This window comes from Reichenbachiella sp. MALMAid0571, assembly GCF_040151475.1.
Classification (GTDB): Bacteria; Bacteroidota; Bacteroidia; order Cytophagales; family Cyclobacteriaceae; genus CAXBNB01.
The window spans coordinates 64788-91004 of the sequence record NZ_JBDKWG010000132.1; the positions used below are offsets into that span (position 1 = coordinate 64788).

The 26217-nt window shown below is 39.2% G+C and carries 21 protein-coding genes; all 21 read left to right on the forward strand.

What is annotated here, in order from left to right; all coding sequences use genetic code 11:
• The first annotated feature begins 140 nt into the window (after nucleotides 1–140).
• The 21 genes from AAOP42_RS12370 to AAOP42_RS12470 all read left to right on the forward strand — a co-directional run bounded on the left by AAOP42_RS12370 (nucleotide 141) and on the right by AAOP42_RS12470 (nucleotide 26214).
• Entirely contained in the window at nucleotides 141–986 is an 846-nt protein-coding gene (locus AAOP42_RS12370) for a histidinol-phosphatase (RefSeq protein ID WP_349528836.1), read from the forward strand.
• Between the two features lie 91 nt (nucleotides 987–1077).
• Nucleotides 1078–2619 (forward strand): LamG-like jellyroll fold domain-containing protein, encoded by a 1542-nt coding sequence (locus AAOP42_RS12375; protein WP_349528837.1) that lies wholly within the window; start codon nucleotides 1078–1080, stop codon nucleotides 2617–2619.
• A 6-nt stretch (nucleotides 2620–2625) separates the two neighbouring features.
• A complete protein-coding gene (locus AAOP42_RS12380; RefSeq protein ID WP_349528838.1) occupies nucleotides 2626–3564 on the forward strand; it encodes an endonuclease/exonuclease/phosphatase family protein in 939 nt (312 codons plus the stop codon).
• Between the two features lie 60 nt (nucleotides 3565–3624).
• A complete protein-coding gene (locus tag AAOP42_RS12385; RefSeq protein ID WP_349528839.1) occupies nucleotides 3625–4530 on the forward strand; it encodes an EamA family transporter in 906 nt (301 codons plus the stop codon).
• Between the two features lie 172 nt (nucleotides 4531–4702).
• Nucleotides 4703–5497, forward strand: coding sequence for a thymidylate synthase (locus AAOP42_RS12390; protein ID WP_349528840.1), 795 nt, complete (start codon nucleotides 4703–4705; stop codon nucleotides 5495–5497).
• Nucleotides 5498–5624: 127 nt separating this feature from the next.
• Nucleotides 5625–6299, forward strand: coding sequence for an L-serine ammonia-lyase, iron-sulfur-dependent subunit beta (gene sdaAB / locus AAOP42_RS12395; protein WP_349528841.1), 675 nt, complete (start codon nucleotides 5625–5627; stop codon nucleotides 6297–6299).
• 8 nt (nucleotides 6300–6307) lie between these two features.
• The gene (locus tag AAOP42_RS12400; RefSeq protein ID WP_349528842.1) at nucleotides 6308–7765 is read left to right on the forward strand and encodes a TolC family protein; all 1458 of its coding nucleotides are present in this window, start codon (nucleotides 6308–6310) and stop codon (nucleotides 7763–7765) included.
• 4 nt (nucleotides 7766–7769) lie between these two features.
• Entirely contained in the window at nucleotides 7770–9101 is a 1332-nt protein-coding gene (locus AAOP42_RS12405; RefSeq protein ID WP_349528843.1) for an efflux RND transporter periplasmic adaptor subunit, read from the forward strand.
• A 79-nt stretch (nucleotides 9102–9180) separates the two neighbouring features.
• Nucleotides 9181–10290 carry an acyltransferase family protein gene (locus AAOP42_RS12410; protein ID WP_349528844.1) on the forward strand — a complete coding sequence of 370 codons (1110 nt, stop codon included), beginning with the start codon at nucleotides 9181–9183 and terminating at the stop codon, nucleotides 10288–10290.
• Between the two features lie 68 nt (nucleotides 10291–10358).
• Nucleotides 10359–10847, forward strand: a complete 489-nt coding sequence (locus AAOP42_RS12415; RefSeq protein WP_349528845.1) for a hypothetical protein — start codon at nucleotides 10359–10361, stop codon at nucleotides 10845–10847.
• 336 nt (nucleotides 10848–11183) lie between these two features.
• Nucleotides 11184–12362 (forward strand): hypothetical protein, encoded by a 1179-nt coding sequence (locus AAOP42_RS12420; protein WP_349528846.1) that lies wholly within the window; start codon nucleotides 11184–11186, stop codon nucleotides 12360–12362.
• Nucleotides 12363–12676: 314 nt separating this feature from the next.
• Nucleotides 12677–13462, forward strand: a complete 786-nt coding sequence (locus tag AAOP42_RS12425; RefSeq protein ID WP_349528847.1) for a phytanoyl-CoA dioxygenase family protein — start codon at nucleotides 12677–12679, stop codon at nucleotides 13460–13462.
• A 384-nt stretch (nucleotides 13463–13846) separates the two neighbouring features.
• Complete coding sequence (locus tag AAOP42_RS12430; RefSeq protein ID WP_349528848.1) at nucleotides 13847–14122, forward strand: hypothetical protein; 276 nt, start codon at nucleotides 13847–13849, stop codon at nucleotides 14120–14122.
• 163 nt (nucleotides 14123–14285) lie between these two features.
• Nucleotides 14286–15671: a TolB-like translocation protein gene (locus tag AAOP42_RS12435; RefSeq protein WP_349528849.1), complete on the forward strand. Its 1386-nt coding sequence runs from the start codon at nucleotides 14286–14288 to the stop codon at nucleotides 15669–15671.
• 54 nt (nucleotides 15672–15725) lie between these two features.
• Nucleotides 15726–16460 (forward strand): DUF1961 family protein, encoded by a 735-nt coding sequence (locus AAOP42_RS12440; RefSeq protein WP_349528850.1) that lies wholly within the window; start codon nucleotides 15726–15728, stop codon nucleotides 16458–16460.
• A 13-nt stretch (nucleotides 16461–16473) separates the two neighbouring features.
• Nucleotides 16474–17847 carry a sulfatase-like hydrolase/transferase gene (locus AAOP42_RS12445; protein ID WP_349528851.1) on the forward strand — a complete coding sequence of 458 codons (1374 nt, stop codon included), beginning with the start codon at nucleotides 16474–16476 and terminating at the stop codon, nucleotides 17845–17847.
• A gap of 182 nt (nucleotides 17848–18029) precedes the next feature.
• Nucleotides 18030–19388: a sulfatase gene (locus AAOP42_RS12450; RefSeq protein ID WP_349528852.1), complete on the forward strand. Its 1359-nt coding sequence runs from the start codon at nucleotides 18030–18032 to the stop codon at nucleotides 19386–19388.
• 24 nt (nucleotides 19389–19412) lie between these two features.
• The gene (locus AAOP42_RS12455; protein ID WP_349528853.1) at nucleotides 19413–20945 is read left to right on the forward strand and encodes a sulfatase family protein; all 1533 of its coding nucleotides are present in this window, start codon (nucleotides 19413–19415) and stop codon (nucleotides 20943–20945) included.
• 35 nt (nucleotides 20946–20980) lie between these two features.
• Nucleotides 20981–22189, forward strand: coding sequence for an FG-GAP repeat domain-containing protein (locus AAOP42_RS12460; RefSeq protein WP_349528854.1), 1209 nt, complete (start codon nucleotides 20981–20983; stop codon nucleotides 22187–22189).
• 10 nt (nucleotides 22190–22199) lie between these two features.
• Entirely contained in the window at nucleotides 22200–23594 is a 1395-nt protein-coding gene (locus AAOP42_RS12465) for a sulfatase family protein (protein WP_349528855.1), read from the forward strand.
• A gap of 10 nt (nucleotides 23595–23604) precedes the next feature.
• Nucleotides 23605–26214 (forward strand): DUF4962 domain-containing protein, encoded by a 2610-nt coding sequence (locus AAOP42_RS12470; protein ID WP_349528856.1) that lies wholly within the window; start codon nucleotides 23605–23607, stop codon nucleotides 26212–26214.
• Nucleotides 26215–26217: the final 3 nt, after the last annotated feature.

A 26217-nucleotide genomic window follows, 5' to 3' on the forward strand; every position in this document is an offset into this window, starting at 1 on the left:
GTTTGCAGGATCAAATTCCCCTCCTTGGAGGGGATAGGGTGGGTTTTATAAGAAACACAAATTTTTAGAATCATAAACAATACCCGTCGGTTTAATAACTTTGAAAAATATTTCCTTGTAATATTTATCAACATAACAACATGATTTGGAGCAATTATCATGGACATAGCCACTATTGTGATGGAAAAGGCGCAATAGAAGAATATATACAAGAAGCCCTGAAGCAGGGAATGGAAACCATTGGCATATCATCACATGCTCCATTGCCTTTTGAAACCCTCTGGGCAATGCCGCAGGAGAGAATCAATGAATATATCAATGAGATAGTTTTGCTCAAAAAAAAATATGAAGGAATCATTCAGGTTTATACAGGGTTGGAAGTTGATTTTATCCCGGATATGATCGGGCCGGAACATGATTCCATCAAGCAGCTATTGCTTGATTATAATGTTGGTTCTGTGCACTATGTTGACCAGTTTCCCGATGGCACTCATTTTGAAGCAGACGGAAGCCGTCAGGGTTTTGTCAAAGCAATTGATGAGATTTTTGAAGGCAATATTCAGAAGTTGGTTAAGCGTTATTTTGAGTTGGTTCGGATGATGCTTAAAACCTCAACTCCGACGATACTTGGACATTTAGATAAAATTAAAATCCAAAATACTGATGGTGTTTTGTTTGATGAAAATGCCGCATGGTATAGGGATGAAATGATGCATACACTTGAGGTCTTGTCAGCAAGTGGTATTATCATGGAGGTAAATACACGGGGTTTGTATAAAAAGAAATGTGATGCAACTTATCCATCGCTATGGGTGTTGAAAGAAGCTTTTAAGTTGGGCATACCTGTGACGATCAATTCAGATGCCCATCATCCTCGTGAACTTACAGGTAATTTCGAGTATGCAGCATCAGAAGTAAAAGCAGCCGGCTATAGAGTGACAAGTCACCTTTGGAATGGCAAGTGGGAAGAGAAACCTTTGGGTTGATATTTAAAAAAGCATTGTGATTCCAATCATTCAATTTTCGAAAACGATGAAAAAGAGTCTTATTATTTTACTTGTTCTCCTAAATATCTTTATGTCAGATATTTTTTCGAAAACAAATGGAGATAATCCTATCATTCATTTGGGCATGGAATCAATTGAAACAACTGGTATTTTAGTTTTTGGAATAGATTCTTTAGTAGAAGGGATATCAGGAAAATCCCGGTTTTTTAAAGAGGAAAGTTATCTTCAAATAGAACATCAAGAGTCACTTTCTGCTTTATGGAATGGCAATGATTTTTCAGTGGAAGTATGGGTGCAGACCAAAGCGAAGAATGAAGACTATCCTGTCATTGCATCCAACAAAGACTGGAATTCGGGAGAAATCAAAGACTTCACTACCAATTCCAGTTTTGGAATTAGCCGTACCAGTGGTTCAAACAAGGGATGGGCTATAGTTTGTCAACCTGACGGAAGCTGGGCGTGGAATATTGGGGATGGAAAAAACAGGTTGGACTATCGGCCAACTTCACCACGTCAGCAAATAAATGATGGGGAATGGCATCAGATTGTTTTTTCCATTGATAGAGCAGCAAAAGAAGGACGTATGTATTTCGATGGTAGAAATGTGGCTATATATAATCTTGGAAATATCAGTGACTTTAACAGTATGCTGGCTGTTTGCCTGGGCAATGATGCCAATGGTAACAATAACAAGCCTTCATTTGAAGGAGCAATAGATGAGTTTAGTGTCTATGATATTGTGGTAAGTAGTGAGGAAGTGGCAAGAAAATATAAGCAGTTTGTTCTGGCTGCAAAGCTTCCGGAGTTGTCAGATAAAAGAATAGACAAATTGAATTTGATGGCGTGGAACATTTGGCATGGAGGACGGAGGCATGGCAGGGAAATAGGCCCTCAGCAAGTGATTGATTTCATCAAAGATACGGATACAGATATAGTGATGATGCAGGAAACCTATGGCTCTGGCGCATTGATCGCTGATGCTTTAGGGTACTACTTTTACCTGGCTAGTACCAATATTTCGGTCATCAGTAAATACCCAATATTAAAAACCCGGACAGTATATGATGCCTTTAGGTGTGGGGTCACAACTATAGCATTGAGCAAGGGACAAACAATCAATCTGGCAAGTTTGTGGATACATTATTTGCCAGCCTGGAGATCAGACAGTAATAAACCGGATGCCACTGCAGAGAAATTAATACTTGGAGAAGGCGAAACCCGTCATAAAGAGATCAATGAAATCGTTGCTATTTTAGATCCTTATATCAAAGATGCCAATACAGTTCCTTTTATCATTGGTGGTGATTTCAATAGCCCTACACATAAAGATTGGACAGAAGAGACTTCACAATGGCACAATGGATTAGTTGTAGAATGGCCTGTGAGCAAAGTAATGATGGAGGCTGGTTTTAGAGATTCGTTTAGAGAAATCAGATCAGATGTGAACTATGCATCATCCACCATGACTGCCAAACAATTGACATACCACATCGACTATATTTATTACAAAGGAAAGAGTGTAAAAGCCATTGACTCGGATATGCATTTCAAATACAAGGGTATATGGCCTAGCGATCATCCGGCTGTCACTTCGACTTTATTACTGAAATAGCAAAATATGAACATAGAGCACATAAAAAACTTTTTTGTGAGTATTGTGAAAACCATTCTGTTATTGACGATGGTTTTATTGGTGATTTCATTTCGGGGTAAACTTAACCCACCTGACGAGTCAAAGAAAATCAAAGTGATTTCGTACAACATTTGGAATGGCTTTGATTGGGGACAAGACAAACAGCGCCAAGAGAATATGGTCTCATGGGTTAATTCTCAAAAACCTGATGTACTAGCTCTTCAGGAACTATGTGGTTATACCTTGGAAAAACTTCGGGAAGACGCAAAGAAATGGGGACATTCTTATGCAGAGATTCTTAAAACTACCGGATATCCTGTTGGGATCACTTCCAACCAACCCATAGAAATCAAAGAGAGGATTTTGGACAACATGCATCACGGTGTGTTGCATTGCAAAATCTCCGGGATCGATTTTATTGTAGTACATTTTTCGCCTTTTAGTTTTGAAAAAAGACGAGAGGAGACAAAGATAGTACTAGGCAAACTTGCAGAAATTGCGCAATCACAGGATAAATATGTTGTTTTGGGAGATTTTAATGCGGTATCTCCTTTTGATGCTGATTTGTATAAAGACAAACCTGATTTACTGAAATCTCTTAGAGAGTCTGAAGTGGAGCATGATCACGTACGCAATTTATTTCATGACCAGCTCGAATTTGGAGTGTTGTCTGAGTTTCTGAGTTTTCCTCTGATTGATGTGACACAGAAATACACATCAGGCTGGGACGAACGGGTCAGTTGCCCTACGCAGGTTTTTGAAGAGCAAAGTGGACAGGGGAGAAATGATAACTCCAAGCGCATCGACTATATCCTGACTTCACCGTTTATTGCAGACCATTGTTATAGTGCCCAAGTGTTGAATAAGGAAGCAACATATTATTTGTCCGATCACTATCCTGTCATGGCAGAATTTGAGTTTTGATGTATGATTATACCGACCTTTTGTAGAAAAAATGGCTAAACTGGCGAATTGTCATAAACTATGACCGTAACCTCTATATTGTTGATCATAGTTTCTGCTTGTATGCATGCCTGGTGGAATTTGCGCAGCAAGCGATCACCGTCTGTAGCTTTCTTTTTTGTGGCCATGAGTGCAGGTTCGATAGCTTTAATTCCTGTTTTGGTTTATCATGGTGATATTTTGCTTTCAATACCAATTGATATTTTGCTACTGCTTCTGGTATCAAGTGTCTTCCAGTTTGTTTATATATCTGGTTTGGCAAAAGCATATCAAACCGGAGGAATGTCCATAGTTTATCCGGTAGTTCGGGCCTTACCCGTACTTTTGGTTCCTGTCTGTAATTTGATCATGGGAAAAGGGTATCAAATCGGTTGGTTGGGTTTGTCCGGTATGGTGATTATAGGGGTAAGTTGTATTATTATTCCTATGAAAGATTTTAAAGACTTTCGGTTTGAGAATTACCAGAATCGTCAGACCTTTTTTGCTCTTATTTCTGCTATCGGAACATGTGGGTATTCAATTATAGATGATCAGGCCATTCGCACAATGGAACAATCAGTTCAATTGAATCTCAGCAAAACGAGTAGTTCGACCATCTTTTGGGTGCTCCAATCTGTTCTGTCCACCGCATGGCTTGGCCTGTATTTGTTGTTTTCTAAGAATGAAAAGGACAACCTACGGCATCTGATTAAAGGCTTTAACTGGCATCCCGTTTACACCGGAATAATCTTATCCGTTAGTTATGGATTGATCTTACTGTCCATGCCTTATGTGACCAATGTCAGTTATGTTGTGGCTTTTCGCCAACTCAGTATCCCGATAGGAGCGGCACTGGGTATATTTGTTTTACGAGAAACGCTTTATTTTCCAAAATTGGTTGCCCTGATTTGCATCTTTTTGGGTTTGATTATGGTAAGTATTGGTTAATCTCTGTCAGAGTATTTGGATTAATTTGATCAGAATTGAGTGTCTAACCCTTTTAAGCTTACTTGCTAATCGATCTATTATCTTTTGTTTCTTAAATATTTCGTCTTTGGTAGTTTATAGGTTAAGCAGTAATTTTGTTATTCATTAATAACTATAAACATTTCCTGAAAATATGATCCAATACCACCAACTCATGCAACGCATTTTGGACGAAGGTGTCCACAAAGAAGACAGAACAGGTACCGGTACTATTTCAGTTTTTGGTCATCAGATGCGGTTCGATTTGAGCGAAGGGTTTCCGTTGGTTACAACCAAGAAACTTCACCTCCGATCTATCATTCATGAATTGCTTTGGTTTCTGAAAGGGGACAGCAATATTAGTTATCTTAAGGAAAATGGGGTATCAATTTGGGATGAATGGGCAGATGAAAATGGAGAGTTGGGGCCTGTGTATGGTGTACAATGGAGGAGTTGGCCAACATCATCAGGTGAAAAAATAGATCAGATTTCTCAGTTGATTCACGACATCAAAAGCAACCCTGATTCCAGGCGACTTATTGTAAGTGCTTGGAATGTAGCTGATATAAAAAATATGGCTTTGCCTCCATGTCATGCATTTTTTCAGTTTTATGTAGCCAATGGCAAACTTTCCTGCCAGCTTTACCAGCGTAGTGCTGATGTTTTTCTTGGTGTACCTTTTAATATTGCCTCTTACGCCTTGCTTACCATGATGGTAGCTCAGGTTTGTGGTCTGGAAGCCGGAGATTTTGTGCATACACTGGGTGATGCCCACTTATATTCCAACCACTTGGATCAGACAAAACTTCAACTGTCAAGAGAGGTGAGAACAAAGCCTACTTTGAAAATAAACCCGGAAGTATCAGATATTTTTGGATTTAAGTATGAAGATTTCTCATTGGAAAGTTATGACCCACATCCTCATATTAAGGCTGCTGTAGCCGTATAACCCTATTTTTATTGTTATAGAATATTTGAAATGAAATTATTTCAAATAATTTGTAACATTCGAAGCTAAATTACGACTAAGTTAATGAGCATTCCAATAGTGCTAAAACTCTCACAATCTAAACTAAATGGAAAAAAGTAGTGTATTTGATATGATCGGACCGATTATGATTGGCCCGTCAAGTTCACATACTGCCGGAGTGGTAAGGATAGGAAGAGTAGGACATAGGCTGTTGGGAGGAATCCCTGATAAAGCCGAGATCACATTTTACAATTCATTTGCACGTACCTATCAGGGGCATGGGAGTGACAGGGCTATTATAGCTGGCTTACTCGATTTCAAAACCGATGACATTCGCATCAAAACATCGTTTGATCATGCCAAAGAAATGGGAATGAAATATACATTCAAATCCGTTGGTAATGCATCTACCAGACATCCTAACACAGTGAAATTGAATTTATTCAAAGGAGATAAATCCGTAGAGATGGTTGGTGAAAGTCGGGGAGGTGGTGTCATTAAAGTATCAGAAGTTAATGGATTTAATGCGAGCTTCTCAGCAAATTCCCATACCTTGATTATTTTGGCGGATGATTCTCCGGGTAGCATAGCTTTTGTATCGGATGTTATCTCACATGATGATTGCAATATCGCCACCATGACAGTGTCCAGAAAAGGTAAAAATGACATGGCATGCCAGATATTAGAAATGGATTCAGGATTAAAACCGATTACACTGGAATACTTGCGAAATATAAAATGGATTCATCAAATAATTTATATTCCTGATATAGATAAATAGGTCAGATAATGTTCAAAAAACTCAAAAACAAACTACTCACACCACTTCTTATTGCTATAGTTCAATTTGGCGCATACAGCCAGGATAATGTATATTCATTGGATGAATGTATCAAGATAGCATTTGAGAACAACCTGAATGTACAAAGGAGTAAACTGGATCAACAAAACTCTGAAATAAACCTCACTCAGGCAAGAATGTCGAGACTCCCTGACCTGAACCTTGGTGGGAGCTATGGCAGCAACTGGGGTCGATCTATTGACCCAACTACCAATACTTTTTTGACAAGAAAAATCAATGCAGCCGGATTAAGTGGTCAAAGTAATGTTACGCTTTATTCGGGGTTTCAACTGACCAATACCATCAAGCAAAGTATTATTGACCTGCAAGCAGGAAGAAAAGATCTGGAGAAAACGAAAAATGATGTAGCACTTTCTGTAGCCAATCTTTACCTGAATGTGATTTTCAATGAGGAACTTCAAAGGAATGCTGAGGTGCAGCTAAACTCTACAAACGAACAACTGGACAGGACAAAGAAATTGGTAGATGCGGGGGCATTGCCTGTTACAAATCTGTTAGACCTTCAGGCGCAGCAAGCCACCAACGATCTGAACCTGATCAATGCAGAAAACAATTACAATCTGGCCCTACTGCAACTCAAGCAGGCACTGTTGATTGCTGCCAATGATCCTTTTGAAATAGAAGTGCCGGAGATTGATGTAGAGTCATTGGATTTAGTCAATTTTGATCCCAATGAAATTTATCAATTGGCAGAAAAAAATCAGCCCGAAATCAATGGCGCAGAATTAAGAATTAGAAGTGCTGAGATTGGAATGAAGATTTCCAAAAGTGCTTACTATCCCACATTGTCATTTAGAGGTAGTTTTAGCACCAACTACTCAGGAGCAGCCAATCGTCCACGATCATTTTACGATGGTTCTACAATCATAGATACTCCCATAGGATTTCTTGAGTCAGACCCGAATGAGTTGGTCTTGGCTCCAATAGAATACCTGAATGAAGTACGTACGGATCCTGATTTTACAGTACCGGAACAGTTTAAGGAGAATCTTAGCAAGTATTTGGGCTTGAGCCTGTCAATACCTGTGTTTAACAAATGGAGAACAAAATCTTCGGTGCAAAGGGCTATTATTTCCAGAAAAATGGCTGAAATTAATGCAGAAGAAGTAAAATATTCGCTGAGGCAAACTATTGAAACAGCTTACAATAATTTTTTGTCTGCTTCAAAATCTTACAATGCTTCTCAAAAACAGGTAAAAGCCCTGGAGGAGTCTTTTCGTGTAATAGAAAGTCAATACAATTTGGGAGCCGTAAATTTTGTTGACTATCAGGTTTCGGTCAACAATTTGTTTATGGCCAGGTCGGACTTGTTGAGAGCGAAATACGATTATATTTTCAAAAGTAAAGTACTGGATTTCTACATGGGTAAACCCCTATCATTCTAAAGTTATGGCAAAAAAGAAAAAGAACAACAAACTATTGTACATACTTGTTGGCGTCATTTTGGTGCTGATTGTTGTAGCATTTATTGGTAAAAAGAAGGGGTGGATTGGGAAAGGTGAAGAGAAAGAAGTGGTACTGGGAAAGCCGAAAAAAACAGATATAACGGAGAAAGTGAGCGCATCAGGAATGATACAGCCGGTAGTAGAAGTAAAGATAAGCCCTGAAGTACCCGGAGAGATCATAGATCTGTTTGTCGAAGAAGGTGATTCAGTAGTTATCGGGCAGCCATTGATCAATTTGAAACCGGACAATCTCATCTCTGCAATGGAGAGGGTAGAAGCATCTCTTAATCAGCAAAAAGCTCAACTGGCAAATGCCAGATCAGGATTGTATAGGGCTGAAGCTCAATATGCAAGGGTAGAACTGGAATATAACAGGCAAAAAAAGTTATTCGATGTTAAAGCAATATCGGAGGCAGATTTTCAATTGGCTGAGGCCAATTATAAAATTGCCAAACAAGACCTGAACTCAGCCAAGCAGAGTGTGATAGCTGCCGAATATACAGTACAAAGTGCTGAGGCGACTGTTAAAGAAGCTAAAGAAAACCTGAGCTTTACCAGGATTAAAGCTCCAATGACCGGGACAGTCTCTAAATTGGATGTTGAAAAAGGCGAACGGGTGGTTGGTACTTCTCAGATGGCAGGTACAGAGATGCTCCGTATTGCGGATTTAAATCAGATGGAGGTACGTGTAGATGTCAATGAGAATGATATTGTGCGGGTGAATCTGGGAGATACAACTATTATAGATGTGGATTCTTATGCTTATCTGGATAAGAAATTTACGGGTGTGGTGACAGCTATTGCCAATACTGCCAATATGAAAGCTTCGGCAGATGCAGTGACAGAATTTGAAGTAAAAATACGGATATTGAATGAATCTTTTAAAGACTTAAAGCAGGGATTCAGAAGTCCGTTTCGTCCCGGGATGACAGCCAGTGTAGATATTATCACAGAAACCAAAAAGGATGTTATGTCAGTGCCATTGGGAGCGGTTACTACCAGGATACCAAATAAAAAAGAGGGTAAAGAAGGCGATGAGAAAGCTGTAAAGAAAGACAAGGAACTACAGGAAGTAGTATTTGTGAATGAGGATGGTAAAGTGAAAATGATAGAAGTAAAAACCGGAATCAGCGATTTTGAAAACATTGAAATACTTGCTGGAATAGAAGGAGATGAAGATATTGTAACAGGTCCTTTCCTTGAAATTTCAAAAAACCTGAAAGAAGGGGATGCCATCAAACAAGAGGAAAAACCTAATAAGGAGGACAAAGAATAAAGTTGTTTGATTGAGATAGATTCTTCTATCTTAAATTAATTCATTTCATTATATTGCGTTTTTAAAATAAAGCAATAAAATGAAAGAAAAAAGTAGGCGTTTACTTTCGATAGATGCCCTTAGGGGTTTTGATATGTTTTTTATTTCCGGTGGAGGTACATTTTTGTACCTGATCAATGGAAAGACAGGATGGGCTTGGGTGGATGCCATAGCCGATCAAATGAAGCACCCAGCCTGGGATGGCTTTACATTTTACGATTTCATTTTTCCCCTTTTTCTTTTCATATCCGGAGTTTCATTGAGCTTTTCTTTAAGTAAAAACCTTACATCAGGGGCTTCTAACAAGGAGCTGTACAAAAAAGCCTTTAAAAGAATGATGATCCTGATCGTACTCGGGATTGTATACAAAAACGCTCCGTTACCGTTGTTTGATCCTTCCAATATCAGGTTTGGAAGTGTCCTTGGTCGAATCGGTATCGCTACTTTTGTTACCACCATCATTTGTCTGAATAACTCACAAAAGCAACGACTACTCTGGGCAGGAGGAATATTGCTCAGCTATTATGCAGCCCTTTATCTTATCCCTGTACCCGATTACGGTATGGGTGACTTGTCTTTTGAAGGCAATCTGGTTGGCTGGCTGGACAGAACCATTATGCCCGGAAGGCTAAAGCAAGATGGCATCTATGATGAATTGGCTTTCCTTACCCAGTTTCCGGCATTGTGCCTCACTATATTAGGCGCTTGGGCAGGGGATATATTGCGCTCTCAAAGTACTGAAAGCAATAAAAAACTATCTCATCTTATCCTGATAGGAGTGTCAGGGATAGCCTTGGGACTTATATGGAGTTTGCATTTTCCGATCAACAAACACCTTTGGACAAGTTCATTTATTTTGTTGACGGGAGGAATGGGATTTTTGATTCTGACGCTCTTTTACTGGATCATAGATGTGATGGGCTATTCGAAATGGGCATTCTTTTTCAAAGTAATTGGAATGAACTCATTGGTGATATACTTTGCTTACTCATTCATCAATTTCAATTACACCTCCCAAAAAATTTTCGGCGGATTGTTGAGTGTTTTTGATGAAAAATGGCATGAAATATTGGTGTCTCTTGGAGCGACGGGGTTGGTATGGCTGTTCCTTTACATCCTCTATCGCAATAAGCTGTTTGTGAAGATTTAGCTTAGGGAGTAAGGGGTTTCAATTGTTTCCAATCAGACCATTCACAATTAAGTCATTAAATTGGAAACATGAAAAATTATACACTTTCACTTTTTTTGGTTCTTGTTTGCCTTCATGCATCAGGGCAAGAAAAGGAGACACCAAGAGTGTCTCTAAATTCAAATGAAATCAATCTGAGTAAAACCTATATAAATCCAGTCAATATTGACTCTATAAGAGTGGATAAGGTAGGAAAGATGAGAGGTATGCATCTATATAGCAATGATTTAGTGTTTTTGTCTCTGGAAGAGGTTTTGGAAACCCATACTGAAATTTCTATGAGTGATTCTCTCCTATTTCGTATTAACGGGAAAGTGGTCGGTGAAATAGAAAATTTAAGAATTGACCAGTCATTCTTTATTTATATTGAGATCGAAGAAACTGAAGATGTCGGGTATTTGTCAAATAAATACAATGGTTTGAAAATAGTCAATATTGAACTTGAGAAGGAAGAAAGAAAACCGAAAATACATATTAGAGGGTATTATGACATTCTTGGGAAATTGGAAGGTATCTGAGGGTATTTATCCAAAGTTATCTCTAGTCACCTCTAGTCTTAGCGTCTCGCTGAGACTTTTCCCAACGGATGCTTTTGATTACTTTTTGGTCTTAGCGAGACGCTAAAACCAGAAGAGATCCTTCCTGTGTCGTGCCAATTTGCTTAGTCTGACGGCTATTGTGGGAACGTAAACCAAGAGATGAAAAAAATGAAAAATATGTATGGTCAAGAGCATCATTAGTCACTTCACAAATACCTGTTTCAAAAACAGAATTAATCCATTAAATTTGATAATGACATTAGATAAATAATGCAGATGCGCATTATGCAATCTTTATCATCCATAACTTCAATAATGAGTAAAATTTCTCTGCTTTTTTTATTAGGTCTCTCAGGATATTGTTCATATGCCCAAACTCGATATTATCACGTTGATTCAGCAGAATTTCACTTAAAACCTTCTGATGAGAAAGTAATATCTGATTGTGTGTTTTATAAGGACTCGACAAACATTGAGATACATACATGGTTTCATTATGATCCTTATATGCTCATTTCTGATTCGGCATATTTTGTAAATGGCATATTGTTCAAAGAGCAGAATTTATATGGGAAATCCGCAAATGAAATGAGTAAAACCAAATTAATTTATCATGATGATACGGTTTTTGTAACAACCAAAGGACTCCATGGTTCTTACAGTTATTCAGCAATTAAGATGTCAGGTTTTGATAGTATGAATTATCCTAATTCTGATATGAAACTATTTGGTTGGTCAATAGTTAAGAGTCATTCTGGTCAAATTACAGATTCAATCTATCATCAAGATGATCAAATGAGAATATATAAGCAGTTTCATAACAATGGTCAAATAGGACGTCATGAGTATATAGAAAATGGAGAGGTAAAGACATTTCTATATAAAGAAAATGGGAGAAGAATAAAAGGAAAAAACAGAATATGGAATCAATATGTGAATTATCCTGACTCTGCAGATGTCAAATATTACTCACCAGATAACCAAGAGTTTTTTGGATGTTACGCTGAAGGCGATACAGCGATTGTTAAAATGCTAACATGGACTTATTATAGACCATATCAGTTAATTGGTGATTCTTCCTACTATACAAATGATGGTCTAATAAGGGAACAAGAGCTTTATTGGTTCGATCTTGAAAAAATTGTATCTGACAAATTTATTTATCATGGTGATACGGTTGACCGTGAGTCAAATGGAAGAAATAGTAAGTATTTCTCTCAATACATTAAGACAGTAAATTGTCAAGATCAGTATTCAGTATATGGAGATAAAACAGGTTACAAGTTGTTTGGTTGGTCAATAACAATACATGATGAAGGATACGTAATGGATTCTACTTATTATGAGAATGATACACGTAGAATATTCAAAGAATATTATGACAATGGTCAACTGAAACTCTATCTAAATCTTTATGATAGTATTAAAACGAAGGTGGAATACAAGAGAAATGGTAAATTAAGGGCTAGATATTTTGATGGTCTTTTTGAATAGCATGACTTAATAGTTGTAGTTTTTGTGACTTTTTAAACTGGTAACAAAAGATAAATAAATTGAGGGCTGAATTGAAATTCTAAAGTTCATCCGATTCAGGTAAGTCTGTCAAGTAGAATTTAAATATCGCTCTTGGCTCGTAGGTTAGGAAAGCAAGGTGCTTTTCATTCCCTACGTTTTTTATCAAGGGGCTCAGAAGAACATTTTATATTTCTAACCAATTGAACATTTCGAGCAACAAAAAACAAGTGAATCATAATAAAATGAATATCAATATGATCTTTTTTGTGCCTTGTGTTATAGATTAAAGCATCATGAATAGACTAGCAGATATCAATGACAAGAACTTTCAAAAGGAGCTAAGAGGGGATTTTGTGCGAGATGGGTTCATCTTTTTTCCAGGTTTTTTGAATGAACAAGAGATTAAGTTAGTTCAAACGAAGGTGACTGAATTCATTGATAAGAAAGTTGCTGGAATGCCGGAAAAGGAAGTGTACTATGAAGACAAGAATGATAAGAGTACATTGAAACAATTGCAGAAACTCTTTGACCATGATGCGTTTTTCTTTGACATGATGTTTGGCAGCAGGTTTGAAAAACTGGCATCTATTTTACTGGACGATCAAGTGCATGGGAAAAACATCCAGTATTTCAATAAGCCTCCAAAGATTGGCAAGCCAACCCCAGCACATCAGGACGGTTATTATTTCATGCTGCAACCTAATGAAGCCGTGACCATGTGGATGGCATTAGAGCGGGTAGATGAAGAAAATGGTTGTGTGAGGTATGTAAAAGGCTCGCACAGGTATGGCATGAGAGACCATGGAAAAACCAAAACTTTGGGATTTTCTCAAGGGATTACGGATTTTGGATGTCCCAATGATGTGGAGAATGAGGTGTTTTTTCCGATGCAAGATGGAGACTTGCTGGTACATCATTCATTGACCATTCATCGAGCCGATGGAAATTCAAGTGAGAACAGGTCAAGGAAGGCCATGGGCTTCATTTACTATGCTGATAAGGCCCAAGAAAATAAAAAAGCCCATGAAGAATATGCCAAGCAATTGGAAGAGGAGCTTAAGCAAACGGCCAAAATATAGTTTGAACGCCAATGTTTGCCTCGCTAAGATCAGTGATCAGCGGAGATCCTTCACTAAGTTCAGGATGACAAGGAGAGTTTGGAGCTTAATATCGACTTTTACAGCTGTAGCCTGATTATTTCTTGCGCTGCTTCCTTGTCACACTGAGCGCCCGCCTGCCGGCGAGGCAGGTAGCGAAGTGTCTCAATTTGACAATTGTTGTCGTCAAACGGTAATTAAGATGAAAAGTAGTTTTTGCGTATTCCATCTTACAATCAAGGACTGAGAATATCTGCTATGACGTCTCACTCAGATCAGATAAGCCCAAATTATCATTTCACCATTTTCTAAGGAAAAACCAACTCCATTCGCTATATTTAAATGATCAACTAAACAACCTAATTCATGACAGGAGGAGCAGGATTTGCACGAGACTCAAGAAGTAATCAGGAGAAAAATCTTCGTTACTTAGATAAGTTCAGTGCTGGCCACTTCAAAAAAACCTATTATAAAACCACAAAAGTAAAGCGCTACAGACACAAAGAGACGACACCAGAACAACTAAAAGAGATCAAGGATTCTATGAGAACAGAAGCAAGACAATTTCGGCAAAAGTCCGGAATGCTCTTAATAGCCGTGATTATTTTAACCACCATTAGTATGTTACTGATTTTTATATAGGTAAGTATCAAACCAGACCGCAATGATAGAGAAGCACTTTTCCTTATACCCTTAATTCATTCCATTTACTCCTTCACACATCTACCTCCGCAAATGATACAATAGTACCTTTAGGACTCATCCAACTCAAATTAGATTTGTTTTATATTAAACTTACAAACACTTGAAAAGAAGGGAATTTATAGGAAAGACGTCAACAGGATTGGGAGCGGTATTGTTGGCACCAGGTATCATGGCATTTCAGTTCGGGAAAGAAAAGAAACGTTCGTTTAAAATCAGGCAATACAGGCAGGGCAGGTTTTTAGCTCCGGTACAGTGTGTCACACCTGACGATGGGTTTTACCTCCATACGTTCTACGACGTATGCCCACTTAGTCCAAGTCAGCAATACCTGGCGGTGACTAAGTTTCCTTACCAGCAGAAAACTCCCATGTGGGGTGATGAATCAGAGATTTGTGTGATCGACCTGCACAACGAAACCATAGAGACGGTATATAGAACCAAAGGATGGTCATTCCAGTTAGGAGCCAACGTGCAGTGGGGCAATAGCGGTGATCGTTATCTGTATGCCAATGACATCATCGATGAGAAACCGGTATGTGTAAGGATTGACCTGCAAACGGACGAAGTGAAGGCTTATTCCGGAGCTAAGTACGACCTTTCACCAGACGATAAATACATCATTAGTCCTAATCTACTGACCATGAATATCCACCAATACGGCTATGCTGTGCCGGACAGGGTACACGGAAAACCGAGTGTATTCACAATGGAGGATATGCCCAAAGAGGGGCTTTGGAGAACCAACCTGGATACCAACGAAACAGAGCTGTTGGTTGCTATGCCGGAATTCGTAGCAAAGGTAGAAGGACCGGTAGAAGACAAGGAATACTATAAGAGAAGTGTCAATTACCTGTTTCACTCTAAGTACAACAAGCAGAATACCAAGATCATGCAGGTGTTCAGGGGGTTGATCGATAATGAAGGCAGGGATGCGTCACTTTTTACCATGGATACTGAGGGAGGTAATCTTAAACAATGTCTGAGTAGAAACCACTGGAATCAAAAAGCCAGGTTCGGAGGAGGAGGAAACCATCCCAATTGGCATCCTGATGGTGAGCACATCATTATGAATTGCATACCAAACTGGCTGGGTTATGAGAATATGATGTTTTGCCAGTTTAAACATGATGGATCTGATTTTAAAATACTGTCCGAAGAGCATCTTGGCAGTGGACACCCAAGTATAAATGCAGATTCTACCTATCTTTTGGCAGATACCTATCCCAAACAACAATGGATCTCTTCACCTAAAGGTGAAATACCCATTCGTTTGATTGATTTAAAAGACAATCATGAACAGATGATTTGTTCTATAGGCACCAATGTAGGTAATGATTGGAAAGCCTATAAAAAAGGGGAAACAGGTAGCCATTACAAACTCGATCCGCATCCTGTCTGGAGCAGAGACTATAAGAAAGTGGTATTTAATGGTGCTCCAGAAGGCAGGAGACAGGTATATTTGGCTGATTTATCAGGTTTAGTTTGAAGATTGGATTCTCAATGTGAGAGTTCGTATTTTTAGGATGAAATAAAAAAACACATGAAACTAAAACTAATTGGTTTAGCCATATCGATTCAATTGATTTTGACCACTGTTATGTATGCGGGTGACACTAATGAAAAAGGAAAACTCTTGTACCAAAACAAACTGTCAAAGGAAAGGGATATCAAGGATTGGAAATTGGAAGGGCCCGCCAATATAGAGTTTAAAGAAGGTTGGATGCACATGTATTCACCTAATGAAGAAGGCCATCATGTGCTTTGGTGTCCGGAGAATTTTCCGGGAAGTTTTATTGCTGAATGGGAGTTGCAAAATATTGAGCCGGATGCCGGGCTTTGCATTGTTTTTTTTGCTGCGAAAGGAGCTAATGGGGAAGATATATTTGACCCTTTACTGAAAAAAAGGGATGGAGTGTTCAGCGGCTACACCAAAAGCGATTTGAACAATTACCATATTTCTTACTATGCAAACGGAAAAGACAACCGGGCAAGGGAAGTTGCGCATCTTAGAAAAAATGCAGGTTTCAATAAAGTTCAGGTAGGAGAGATAGGAATTCCGGCAAATTCTACTGAGATATTCAAAATGAAGCTTATAAAAAACAACAACAAGATACAGATGTTTGCCAATGGAAGGAAAATCATAGATTGGGTTGATGATGGTAAGGAATATGGGCCAGTATTAGATGGAGGAAAAATAGGGTTGAGGCAAATGAAATGGACACATTTCAGGTATAGGAACTTCAAGGTTTGGGAATTGGTAAATTCAAAGAAATAAAACGTGTATGTCAATGAAATTTCAAAAGGTATTTAAAAGATCGGTACTATATTTAACCATGTTTCCAGCATTGTTTCTGGTGATGGTGAATGTTCAGGCTGCACCTAAAACCAAACCTAATGTCATCGTTATATATACTGACGATCAGGGTTCAATCGACCTAAATATTTATGGAGCGAAGGATTTGCAAACGCCTAATATGGATGCGTTGGTACAAGATGGTGTGCGTTTTACACAGTTTTATGGAGCACCAGTTTGTTCTCCTTCCAGAGCAGGTTTGCTCACAGGAAAAACACCTCAAAGAGCCGGAGTACCCGGAAATATTCCATCTGTACCTGAGACTACCAGAGGACTAAAGTCAGAACAATACACTATGGCGGAAATGTTTAAAGATGCTGGCTACAAAACCGCCCACATTGGCAAATGGCATCTGGGGGATCAGTCGGGAATGCTACCGAATGACCAGGGGTTTGACTATTCATTTGGCCATCATGTAGGTTGCATCGACAATTTCTCACATTTCTATTATTGGAGAGGGCCAAACCGTCATGACTTGTACCGAAACGGGAAAGAAGTTTTTTACAACGGGCAGTTTTTTCCTGATTTGATGGTCAAAGAGGCTTCAGCGTTTTTGGAAGAAAACAAAGACAACCCTTTTTTTATTTATTATGCCCTCAATACCCCGCATTATCCTTACCAAGGGACACCCGAATGGCTCAAATATTACCAGGACAAAGGAGTTGCCTATCCCCGTGATTTGTATGCAGCATTTTTATCCACTCAGGATGACAAGATTGGAGAATTGATCAGTAAATTGAAAGCACTGAATCTGTATGAAAATACCATCATCGTTTTCCAATCAGATAATGGATATTCGACTGAAGAACGGGCGCATTTTGGAGGAGGTAATGCAGGTTCTTATCGTGGAGCAAAGTCTTGTCTTTTTGAAGGAGGATACAGAGTTCCGGCTGCTATTACCTGGCCGGCAAAGCTTCCAAAGAATCAAATCAGAGATCAGTTTGCAGTCAATGCCGATTGGATGCCGACTTTGGCAGAGTTGTGTGATATAAACTTAGATACTAAAGACTTAGATGGTAAAAGCCTTATGCCTGTCATTAATGATGAACAAGCCAAAAGTCAGCATAATGAAATATTCTCCTGGCAACATGGCAAACAATGGGCTACAAGAAACGGAAAATGGAAACTTTTGGGTAACCCCGTGGACAAAACCAACAAAGCACCGTTGACCGATGATGATAAAATTTTTCTGGTGAATCTGGAAATAGATCCCGGAGAAATGAACAACCTGGCTTCAAATCATCCCGATTTGGTACAGAAGCTTACCAAGCAATATGAAGAGTGGTTGAAAGTAAATACTCAGGACTAAATAACAGACCTAAAAAGAATGAAATGATAAGTGAATAAATTAGCTGAAAGTTCAACTGGAAAATACATTGCTCATTTAATATGATAAAAACTAAACTATACTTCATCCAAATAGTATGCATCGTCTTTTGCTTGTCACAATTTGCTTGTCAGCCGAGAGTGCAGCAGAAACCAAACGTGCTCATGATCTGTATCGATGACCTGAACGACTGGATTGGTTGTATGGGTGAGAATGCTTCTGCTATTACACCTAATATAGACAGGTTAGCATCACAAGGAACATTGTTCACCAATGCCCATTGCCAGACTGCACTTTGTGGGCCTTCCCGTGCTTCCATCATGTCCGGACTCAGGCCTTCTACTTCAGGAGTTTATGGACAAATCAAAGACAATGATGTCAGAACTGCCTCAAGTGCTATGGAAGGCATTAAATTTTTACCGGAATATTTTGGAATGAATGGTTACAAAACCATGGGAATAGGCAAAATTTTTCATGGTCATGCTCCTGATGGAGTTTTTCAGCAATCAGGTGGAAGAGAAGGCGGTTTTGGTCCAAAACCGGAAGGAAAAAAACGGTTTCATTGGGATAATCAGGGAACCTCAACGGATTGGGGGGCATTTCCCGATGCAGATGAAAAAATGCCTGATTACAATTCAGCACATTGGGCAATGGACAGGTTGAACGAAAAGCATGACAAACCATTTTTTCTTACAGTAGGTTTCGTCAGGCCGCATGTACCCTGGTATGTTCCTCAAAAATGGTTCGACATGCATCCTTTGGATCAGATTCAACTTCCTCCTTACAAAAAGGATGATAAAGATGACCTTCCTGAAATGGCATTAAAAGTTGATGAATTAGCTATGATGCCTACTACGGATTGGGCAATTGAAACCAACCAATGGAAAGACATAGTGCAAGCCTATCTTGCAAGCACCACTTTTGTGGATTACTATGTTGGTGAAGTCTTAAAGGCACTTGAAAACAGTCCCTATAAGGACAATACCATAGTAGTGCTTTGGTCAGATCATGGCTATCGTTTGGGAGAAAAGGGGACATTTGCCAAGCATTGTATGTGGCAGGAAGGTACCAATGTTCCTTTGATTGTGAAAACGCCAAGCGGTGTGGGAGGGTCGAAAAACAACAATCCGGTAGAGTTGCTCGATATTTACCCAACCTTACTGGATCTATGTGGTTTACCTCCAAATTCCAGTAATGAAGGGACGAGTTTAAAATCTTTGCTTGACAACTCTAAAAGCAAATGGAAAGATGCTGCGGTTACTACTTTTGGCCGAAACAACCATGCGGTGGTAACTGAAGAATACAGGTATATCAGGTATGAAAACGGTGCTGAAGAATTGTACGACAGGGCGGTTGACCCCAATGAATGGGATAACCTTGCAAACAAGCCGGAAACAGGGGGAATTAAATTAATGCTCCAAAAATATTTACCAAAAACCAATGCATTGTGGTCTCCAAAATCCTCAATGAAACACAATCCATATTTTATTAAAAACATGGCTGAAAATTCAGCTTCGAAATAAAGCTATACAGAACCAGATACTATTATGAATAGATTTCACTACGGATTCATTGCAATTTTTCTCCTTTTCCTATTTAGTTGTTCTCCTGATAAAAAGGAAGCAGCACCTGACAAACCAAACATCATCTACATTCTGGCAGATGATCTCGGGTATGGAGATGTATCGGCGTACAATCCCCAATCCAAAATCAAAACCCCGAATATTGACCAATTGGCATCCGAAGGAATGCGATTTACTGACGCACATTCACCTTCTTCGGTGTGTACTCCTACCAGGTACGGTATTTTGACAGGGCGGTATTGCTGGAGAACGAAATTGCCACAAGGTGTACTTAGGGGATATGGTAAAGCCCTGATAGAAAAGGACAGGGAAACAATAGCTTCGCTTTTGAAGGAAAACGGATATACCACTGGTGTGATTGGCAAATGGCATCTGGGAGTAGATTGGGTGGTGAAAGAAGAATTTAAAGACTCACTTCAAAACGGAAAGGCAGATTGGAATGAATTTGGAATGATGACCCAAATGGATGAAAACTGGGTGGATTTTTCTCAAAAACCAACTGATGGGCCATTGAATCATGGTTTTGATTACAGTTACATTTTACCCGCTTCATTGGACATGCAACCCTACTGCTATTTGGAAAATGATGTATTGACCGAGTTGCCTACAGAGCATACCCCAGGAAATGAACTCAATTCAGCATCCTATGCCACCGGGGCATTTTGGCGTCCGGGTAAAATCACCAAAAGCTTTGATTTTTATGATGTCCTTCCCAATTTCATCAGGCAGGCCAAAACATTTGTAGAATCTCATGCCAAAGACAAGAAACCATTTTTTCTTTACCTGCCTCTCGCTGCTCCGCACTCACCCTGGGTGCCGACGGAAAACTACAACGGAAAATCAGGGGCAGGCGAATACGGAGACTTTGTACAAATGGTGGATGATCAGGTGGGCAGTTTCCTGAAAACCATCGATCAAAGCGGTATTTCAGACAATACCATTGTTGTGTTTACCAGTGATAACGGGCCGTTTTGGAAACCTGATTTCATAGAAAGATTCAACCACCGTGCTGCTGCTAACTATAGAGGAATGAAGGCTGATATACATGAAGGTGGGCACAGGATACCGTTTATGGTGCGTTGGCCGGGAAAAATACAGCCCGGCAGTCAAAGCAATTTCACTACAACCTTGACCAATCTGATGGCCACAACTGCCGATGTACTTGGAGTGAAATTGAAAGTCAACTCAGGAGAAGATAGCCAAAGTATTTTGCCGATTTTAATGAATGATAAATCTAAAATAACTGAAGCCATGCCTGTGGTTCACCATTCTTCGAAGGGCTTTTTTGCCATAAGAAAAGGAGATTGGAAATTGATGGAGAGACAGGGTTCAGGAGGGTTTTCTGAACCTGTTATTATTGAGCCAAAAGAAGATGAACCCATTGGTCAATTGTACAACTTGAAAGACGATCCATCGGAAACCAATAACCTTTATGCAGATAAAACGGAGATCGTAATGGAATTAATATCCGAATTGGACAAGATCAGGAATAGATGATATTTGATGGCTTATCTCACATTAAATTAAAAAATATGGCAAAAGGTTTATTCACAATACTGACACTTCTGAGTTTCAATATTGCCTTTGGACAAAATTGGGCTCAACATACCATTGATGCTTCTTCAAACGGGGCTGATGGAGTGAAATTAGCGGATATAAATAAGGATGGTTTATTAGACATTACTACCGGATGGGAAGAAGGTGGTATTACTAAGCTGTACCTTAATCCCGGTAAAGGCAAAGTAAAGGATGAATGGCCGTCTGTGGTAGTCGGAGAAACGCCAAAGGTAGAAGATGCCGTATTTGCAGACATGAACAATGATGGATATTTAGATATTGTCAGCTGTACAGAAAATAAGTCTGAAAAGATATTTGTTCATTTTGCCCCAAAGAAGGACTTTTTGAATCCTAAAAAATGGAAACAAAGTGTATTGTCTGCTTCTGAAGGAGTTACGATGTGGATGTATGCTGAGCCAATACAATTGGATGGAAAGTATGGAACAGACCTGATAGCAGCCGGAAAGGGAGAAAATTCACAATTGGGATGGTTTGAAGCCCCTGAAAAGAGCAATGACCTGAATGGCTGGAAGTGGCATCCCATATCACCAATGGGTTGGGTAATGTCGATCGTAGTTCGGGATATGGATGGAGATGATGATATGGACGTAGTGGTTACGGACAGAAGGGCAGAACTTCAAGGCTGTCGGTGGTTGGAAAATCCTGGAACAGGTGAGCGACAAAAACAGGAATGGGCTAATCATTTTATTGGTGGAAAAGAACTTGAAGTGATGTTTATAGATATGGCGGATTTGGATAATGATGGTATGGAAGAAATAATCTTAACAGAACGCACAAATCAAACTATCAGGATTTATAAAAGGACAGACAAATCAGGATTGGAATGGACAGAACAAATCATCGATGTGCCTTCTACCACTGGTAATTGCAAATCCGTGAGTATTGGAGATATCAATGGTGATGGTGTGAAGGACTTTGTGCTGAGTACCAATACAGATAATGAAGAGAAAGTAGGATTGACCTGGTTGGATGGGAAAAAGATTGAGAATGTTTCAGGAATTGATTTTCAACCAATATCAGGTGTACATCGATCAAAGTTTGACAAAGTTGAACTTCTGGATATTGATGCAGATGGAGATTTGGATGTACTGATCTGTGAAGAGAATTTTGGAGAAAAAAGTGAAGGTTTGGGTGTGGTGTGGTATGAAAATAATATAAAGTAAAATATGAGATATGAAAAACACGTGGATTTTAACTCTGGTTATATTTATAATAACTTTATTTTCCTGTAATCAACCCATCAAAGCAGAAAAGAAACCAAATATAGTTTTTATTCTGGCAGACGATTGCAGCTATTGGGATTTGGGTACATATGGTAGTAAAGACGCCATTACCCCAAACATCGACAAATTGGCCAATCAGGGCATGAAATTTACCAAATGCTATCAGTCAGCCCCCATGTGTTCACCTACCAGACACAACCTTTATACTGGTTTGTATCCGGTAAAAACAGGGGCATATCCTAACCATACAATGGCCAATGAAGGTACTAAAAGTATCGTGCATCATTTGAAACCTCTGGGCTACAGGGTAGCACTTGCCGGGAAAACCCATATAAGCCCTCAGGAGGTGTTTCCTTTCGAATACCTCAAAGGTGTGAATAATGAGGATTTTTCAGATGTCGACAAGTTTATTCACGATGCAAAATCAAAAGACCAACCATTTTGCCTATTTGTCTGTTCCAAAGAGCCACATACACCATGGGATAAAGGGGATCCAGGCTTGTTTCCGCCGGATAAATTGACTTTGCCTCCGTTTTTTGTAGATACTCCGGATACTCGTGAAAATTTTTCCCGCTATATGGCTGAAATTAATTACCTCGATGGCCAGGTTGGTGAAGTATTGGAAATGCTTGAAGAGCAGGGTTTAACAGAAAATACACTAGTGATTTTCTCTAGCGAACAGGGCAATAGTTTTCCATTTGCTAAGTGGACTTGTTATGATGTAGGAGTGCATTCGGCTTTTATTGCCAGGTGGCCTGGAAAAATAAAGCCCGGTTTAGTCTCGGATGCCATTATCGAATATTCGGATGTGGTACCCACATTCGTGGAAGTGGCTGGAGGAGATCCAATTAAAAATCTTGATGGAAAAAGTTTGATGAATCTATTTCAGGGAAAAACAGATATGCATAAAGATTATGCATACAGTTTGCAAACCACACGGGGGATTAACAACGGGAGTGAATATTATGGTATTCGATCGGTAGTATCAAACCAATATCGGTACATTTTGAACCTGACACCAGAAGTACCTTTCAAGAATAATATTACAGAAAAAGAGTCATGGTTCGATTCATGGAAGAAGGTTGGGAAATCAAATGAAATGGCTGCAACACTAGTTGAAAATTATCAATACCGTCCTGCTATAGAATTGTACGATGTACAAAATGACCCTTTCAATATGGATAATCTTGCTGATAATTCAGAGTATAAAGCCATAATCGATGAAATGCATGGCAAACTGATGGATTGGATGAAAGCATGTGGCGATAAGGGCCAGCAAACAGAAATGGAAGCAATGTTGCACATGCCAAAGTGGGTTAAAAAAGAGAAATTAAAAGACAAGTAAATATCGCAATATGAAAAAACATTTATGCTTTAATTTTATACTATTGCTGTTCTTGCTTTCTTGTGAGAAAAAAACTGAAGTGTCATTGGAAGTTTCTTCCGGTGAGATTGAAGTAAATGCCAAAGTGATCTATCCAAAGTCCAGGGAATGGCCTGCACCGTCGGGAGGGGTAGCTGTGCAGTTTAATCCACCAAGTTTACTCTGGCCTGTTGAAAAAAAGGCAGATTACAGTGTGAGGATGTCTCAGAGTGCTGATTTTTCAACAAAAGTAATTGAAGCATCAGGCCTACCTTATGCCATGTACAATCCGCATCAGAAACTTTCCGCAGGTGCCTGGTATTGGCAATACAAATCCGGTAATGGTGAATGGACTGAATTGAATACTTTTAATATTGATGATAATTCTAAAGAATTTGTAACTCCGGAAGCCTCGTTGCTTCTTTCTATGATTCCTGACGAGAGCCCAAGAGTATATGCCTGGAAATCACAATTGAAAAATTTGAGGGAAAGAGCCAAAGACTATGAAGAAACGAAAGATATTTTAGATCATGCTGAAAAAATATTAACACTTCCATTGATAGAAGAGAAGGAAGTACTTCCAAAATTTAAAGGAAGAAATAAGCGAGAGTCCAGAAGAATAGCGATAGATGCAAGCCGGCCGGTTTGTGACAGAGTGCAACATATAGTATCTACTTTAGCTCAGGCGTATTTGTTGTCCAATGACAAAAAGTATGCTGAAACCGGGGTGAAATGGATCATGTCTTTAACTAACTGGGATCCGGAAGGTCCCAGTATAGTTTCTGATTTTGGTGATAGTGGTATCATGCATGCCATGGCTGTAGGGTACGACACTTTCAATGAATTGCTTTCCAAATTTCAAAAAGAAAAATTATTGAAGGCAATTGCTGCAAGAGGTGCTCATTTTTACAATGAATGGCCAAATTATCTTGAATCCAGACTGCTTTCCAATCACGTTTGGCAACATATGTTGGAAAGGTTTTTTCAGACAGCTCTTGGAGTAAAAGGAGATTTACCAATAGCCAATGAATGGTTGACTTATGTGTATGAAATATGGCTGGCTCGATCTCCCGTACTCGGGCATAAAGATGGCTCATGGTCTAATGGTATTAGTTATTTTAGAATGAATACACTCACCATGTTGAGCATCACTTCTACTCTTAAGGAAATCACCGGCGTTGATTTTTTAAGAGATGAATGGTATTACAACAACCCCGAGTGGATGATATATGCCTGGCCACCTAATGCATCTGCTGATGGTTTTGCCAATGATGCATACAAATTGGGCAATGAAGAGTTTCCCAAACAAACCAACGATCCGGTTTTTACCGCTTATGTTGATTTAAATTCAAGATTGACAGGCAATCCTTATGCTGCCTGGTATGCCGATCAGCGTATTGAAGGAACTAATAAGAAGCTTACTGATGATCCAAGTTTGAAATGGTTTTATATTCAAAGAGGATTAGAATTGAGCAGACCAAAACCTGCAACAATTTTTGATCTTCCCCAATCCAGGGTTTTCAGAGAAGTAGGTGTGGCTTATTTAAATACTGATTTGGCCAATACTCCATCCAACCTGATGTTGGCAATGAAAAGTAGTCCTTATGGGTCTTACAGCCATACTCATGCTGAGCACAACTGTTTCAATCTGTTTTATGCTGGAAAACCTCTGTTTTCTAATACAGGCTATAGGCCTGCCATGGGCGATCCTCATTATTTGGCTGATTTCAAAAATACTCGTGGACATAATGGTATTCTGATCAATGGCATGGGACAGCCGTTTGGATCGGAAGCTTACGGATGGATACCACGGTTTATTAATGGAGATCAAATTTCCTATGTAGTGGGTGATGCAACTCAAGCGTACGATGCATCAGATGCCGAAGAGTTGAAAGATGAAGGAAATCCTGTGCAAAATAACAAAGATGCAGGTTTAAAACGGTTTAGAAGACACATTCTGATGCTAAAACCCTCGCTTGTGCTGATTTATGATGATCTGGAAACAGAGAGCCCTTCTGATTTTACTTTCCTTCTTCATAATAGGAATAACCTGGAACTAAAAGAAAACAAACTGACTGTAGCAAACAAATATGCAAAAGCAGTATCTACATTGTTTGCTTCGACTGAAGTTGATCAGGAATTGAGTAGAGACTTCCTAAGTCCACCCGTTAATTGGAGAAGGAAAAAAAATCCTGATGGAAGTATGTTCGAGTTTGAAAACCATTTTCATTACAGGGCTGCCAATAAGACGAAAACTAATAAAATGCGGTTTTTTGCTGTGATCCAGATAGAACCAAAAAATGGAGTTTCATCATTACAACCGGTAGAAGTCTCTGAGAATGAAAATGTATTTAAGGTTGGGGACTGGAGTATTGAAGCCGAATTGAATACAGAAAAAGCGGCTACATTGAAAGTAGCCAAGGCTGATGGATCAGTTACCTTTTGTTCCAATGGAATTCTCGGCTTAGAAGGAAAGGAATACGGAACAATAACTGGAAGCTCTAAATTATTAGAAATGATTGAAGGCAAACCTGTTTTCCAGGAAGTAGTTGACGAATTACCAGAATCAATTGCCAATGTATTGGCAGTCAATAAAAAATAACCC